The following is a 3,765-nucleotide window of genomic DNA, read 5'->3' on the forward strand; positions in this document are numbered from 1 at the left end:
CAGTTGGCGGCCACCACCTCGTCGACCACCAGCACGCCGCTCGGCGCGCCCGTGGCCGCGGCGGCGACCACGGCGCCCGTGGTGCGGGCGCCGATGATCTCGATGGCATCCCACTCGCGCATCCCCAGCGCGAGGATCACCTCCGGGTGTGCGCGGACGATTCCCCGTCGGGAGTCGGCCGCGGACGCCGACAGACGCAGGGTCAGGTCAAGATCCGGGCGGGAGTTCACGGAGGTGAGCGTATCGCGGCGAGCGCAGGACCCCCTCCGGCCCCGGCGGGGTCACAGCGCGCCGCGGATGGCGTTCCAGGCGACGGGGATCTGACGCGAGTAGTAGGACCAGTTGTGCAGCCCGGTGGGCAGGTGGTCGATCGTCGCCGGGATGCGCAGTTCGCGCAGGCGACGGTCCGCCGCGCGTGTGCACTGCCCGGTCGCCTGCTCCAGCGCCATGCCGGCGACGAAGTTGGCGGCGTCGTTGTTGTAGTCCTCCCAGTCGCCCGGGTTGGCCACGCCCGTGCCGGACGAGAGGTAGATCGCCTTTCCGCGCAACTCCTCCGCGTTGATGAGCGCGTCGTGGTCCGCCCACTGAGCGTTGCCCGGCTCGCCCCACATGTTGGTCAGCGTGGCGCCGCGGCTCTCCACGGTGTAGCGGGTGAGGATCTGACCGAGCGTGCCGGTGGAGTAGCAGCCCGAGACGCCGAAGACGGCCCGGTAGAGATCGGGGTGGCGGGTGGCGATGGTCACGGCCGCGCCGGCGCCCATCGAGATCCCGCCGATCGCGCGGCTGCGGCTGGTGCTGACCTCGGGTTCGACCAGGGCGGGCAGGTCGCGGGTGATGAAGGCCTCCTACTTGCTGATGCCCAGCACTGGGTCGGGCTCGTTCCAGTCCGCCCACATCGAACCCTGGCCACCGGTCGGGATGATGAGGTTGACGTTCTCGTCCGCGAACTGCTCTGCCGCGCCCCACTGCATGAAGCCGCTGGGGAGTTCGGAGCCGACACCGTCGAGGAGGTAGAGGAACGGCGCGTTCTGATTACCGTTGGGCGCGCGGTAGACCTCGACGGTGATCCCGCGCTTCATGTCGGCCGAGTCGATGAGCCACCGCTCGTAGCGTCCGTCGATCTCCTTGCTCACGACGCGCGTCTCGGTGATGTTCGGGTTGGGCTGGGGTGCCGGCGGCGGGGGTCCGGCGAACATGTTGGGGGAGAATCCGAGTCGGTTGGCGATGCCCATCATCGACGACCCGGACGAGCCCGGCAGGTTGCCGAAGTAGAGGAGCTGGCTGAGGCTCTCCGGCGAGATGGTGCCGAGAGCACCGTTGGCGATCTGCTCCGGGCTGATCGACCCCGGCAGTCCCTGCGCCTGCGCTGGGGCGGGGAGCAGCCCCACTGTCAGTGCGGCGGCGGCGGCGGTCGCGAGGAGGGCGCGGCCTGCGCGGGTGACGCGGTGGGCGAGTGCGGGAACGGGCATGGCGGCTCCTTCTTCCGGGCAGCCGAGATCTGGTCGAACCGCCACTGGTGACAGTATCGGTCCACGGGCATCACACCGTTACCGGTTCTCCGGGCCGGGGGCGCAGCGGTAGCGCTGCAGGAACGCCGCCTCCGCCAGTGCGATGCGCTCGATCTCCCGCGGGTCGACGCTCTCGTCGGGGGAGTGGATCGCGGCCGCGGGGTCCTCGACGCCGAACAGTGCGATGCTCGCGTCGGGATGCGCCCGCTGCAGCGCGGTGCACAGTGGGATCGATCCGCCGGAGCCGACCACGGCGACCTCCTCCGCACCGTAGGCCTGCGCCAGGCACTGCGAGAGCAGGTCGTGGACGGGGTCCGAGCCGCCCGCCGGCACCGAGCGGAACGGGTGGCCGACGGCCTCGGGTTCCACGCTCACACGGGCGTTCCAGGGCCTGCGCCGCTCGATGTGCTCGGTGAGGAGCCGCTGCGCCTCCACCGGGTCGATCCCGGGTGGGACGCGCAGGTTGATCAGGGCGCGGGCTCGGGGTTGGACGGCGGCGATCGCCCCCTCGACCGGCGGGCAGTCGATCCCCAGCACGGTCACCGCGGGCCGTGACCACACCAGGTCCGCGAGCGGGGCCGCCGTGGAGACCTCCACCCCGTCGAGGATCCCGGCGTCGGCGCGGAACGTCTCTTCGGGGTAGGCCTGCCCGTCCCACTCGCCGGTGAAGTCCAGGCCGTCGACGGTCGTGGCGCCGGTGGCGGGGTCGCGCAGCGAGGCGAGGATGGAGATGAGGGCGGCGAGCGCGTCGGGCGCCGCGCCCCCGAACTGTCCGGAGTGGACCCCGGCCTCCAGGGTGTCGACGACGACGACGAGGTTGGCGATCCCCCGGAGGCTGGTCGTGAGCGTGGGGGTGCCGACCGAGACGTTCCCGGAATCGGCGATGAGGATCGCCTCCGCCGCCACCAGGTCGGGCCGCGACGCCACGAGATCGTCCAGGCCCCCTCCGCCGGTCTCCTCGGAGCCCTCCACGACGAGTCGGATCCCCAGGCCGTCCAGCGGGTCCGCCCCGGGGTCGCCGACCTCGTCGTCGTCACCCAGGGCGGCGAGGGCGCGCAGGGCGGCGAGGTGCACGACGAGGTTTCCCTTGCAGTCCGCGGCACCGCGGCCGTACCACCGGCCGTCGCGCTCGGTCAGTTCCCACGGCGAGGACGTCCACTCGCCCGGGTCCCCGGAGGGCTGGACGTCGTAGTGGCTGTAGAGCAGCACGGTGGGGCGGCCGGGTGCGGCCGGGCGGTGGGCGAACACCGCGCGCGACCCGTCGGACGTCTCGATCACCTCGACCGAGTCCGGGCCCAGGCCCGGGATCGGCAGGTCCGTGAGCAGGCCGCGGACGAGGTCGCTGGCCTGTGCGCAGGCCGCCGGCTCGGCATCGTGCACCGACGGCAGGGCGACGAGATCGGCGAGATCGGAGCGGGCCCGGTCGAGTTGGGCGGCGACCGCGGCCGCGAGCGGGGCGAGATCGGCGTGGGGGTCAGCGAACGCGGGGGAGTCGGCCATGCGCACAGAGTAGTTGCCCGCTCCGACACGACTCGGCGACATGAACGGAAAGTGAACGCAGCATGAAGTATGGTGTGCACATGAGTAGCTTTGTGATCGTCGTCACCCCTGCCGAGAAGGAGCTCCGCGAACTCTCCTCCGTCGACGAGTTGCCCGCACGCGTGCGCGCGGACCTCGAGGCGCTGTGCGACGAGGTGTCGGAGCGGTTCCCGGAGGCCGACGCCATCGGCGAGACCGGCGCTCTGTGCTCGCGCCCGGAGATCGACGGCGTGGGCGTGGTCATCCGGCCCGAGGTGATCACCCGCCCACTCGTGGTCAACGCCGTCATGCGGTACGCCGCCCCGCGCCAGCTCCGCGTGACCTCGCCCGAGCTGGGACTGGTGGCCGACCCGCGCGAGCGCATCGATGTCGACGTCCACCGTCGGCCCACCATGGTGGGCGCGGGGATCGCCGACCACGCGGTGCGCGGTCGACCCCGCGGCACGCTGCCGTGGGTCACCCGTGAACTACTGGGCCAGCTGATCGGCAAGCTCCTGATCGACGGCGACCGGTTGGAGCTCGAGGTCGACGGCGAGCGCTGCTTCCGCTTCGACCGGTCTGGCGACTGCCTGCTCATCCAGGCGAAGGACGGGCCGGACGTCCCCGTGCGTGGACGGACCGTCCCGGTCGACGCGGCCGACGCCGCGGCGGACGCCGGCTGGGCGTGGGCCCGCTGCGACCAGGGGTGGGCGGAATTCCTGCCGCGTGACGCGCGGAC

At 72.3% G+C, this 3,765-nt stretch carries 4 protein-coding genes and 1 pseudogene; 1 reads left to right on the forward strand and 4 read right to left on the reverse strand.

The window, feature by feature from the left end:
• The 4 genes and pseudogenes from G6023_RS06705 to G6023_RS06715 all read right to left on the reverse strand — a co-directional run.
• A pseudogene (locus tag G6023_RS06705) lies at positions 1–230 on the reverse strand (AAA family ATPase); the annotation flags it as partial.
• A gap of 51 nt (positions 231–281) precedes the next feature.
• On the reverse strand, positions 282–836 hold the full coding sequence (locus G6023_RS06710) for an alpha/beta hydrolase (RefSeq protein WP_347570735.1): 555 nt from the start codon (positions 834–836) through the stop codon (positions 282–284).
• A 9-nt stretch (positions 837–845) separates the two neighbouring features.
• On the reverse strand, positions 846–1,469 hold the full coding sequence (locus G6023_RS16275; RefSeq protein WP_347570734.1) for an alpha/beta hydrolase: 624 nt from the start codon (positions 1,467–1,469) through the stop codon (positions 846–848).
• 78 nt (positions 1,470–1,547) lie between these two features.
• Positions 1,548–3,008 carry a M20/M25/M40 family metallo-hydrolase gene (locus G6023_RS06715; RefSeq protein ID WP_182634603.1) on the reverse strand — a complete coding sequence of 487 codons (1,461 nt, stop codon included), beginning with the start codon at positions 3,006–3,008 and terminating at the stop codon, positions 1,548–1,550.
• A gap of 80 nt (positions 3,009–3,088) precedes the next feature.
• On the opposite strand from G6023_RS06715, the gene G6023_RS06720 reads away from it, so the two are divergent.
• A partial coding sequence (locus G6023_RS06720; protein WP_241727728.1) for a hypothetical protein occupies positions 3,089–3,765 on the forward strand: 677 nt, incomplete at its 3' end.

This window comes from Dietzia sp. DQ11-71 (assembly GCF_014144995.1).
Taxonomy (GTDB): Bacteria; Actinomycetota; Actinomycetes; order Mycobacteriales; family Mycobacteriaceae; genus Dietzia; species Dietzia kunjamensis.

What these genes read in the sequence shown, in the direction of transcription:
- G6023_RS16275 (WP_347570734.1), bottom strand. Translation starts at nt 1,469, where the DNA reads ATGCCCGTTCCCGCACTCGCCCACCGCGTCACCCGCGCAGGCCGCGCC.
- G6023_RS06715 (WP_182634603.1), bottom strand. Translation starts at nt 3,008, where the DNA reads ATGGCCGACTCCCCCGCGTTCGCTGACCCCCACGCCGATCTCGCCCCG.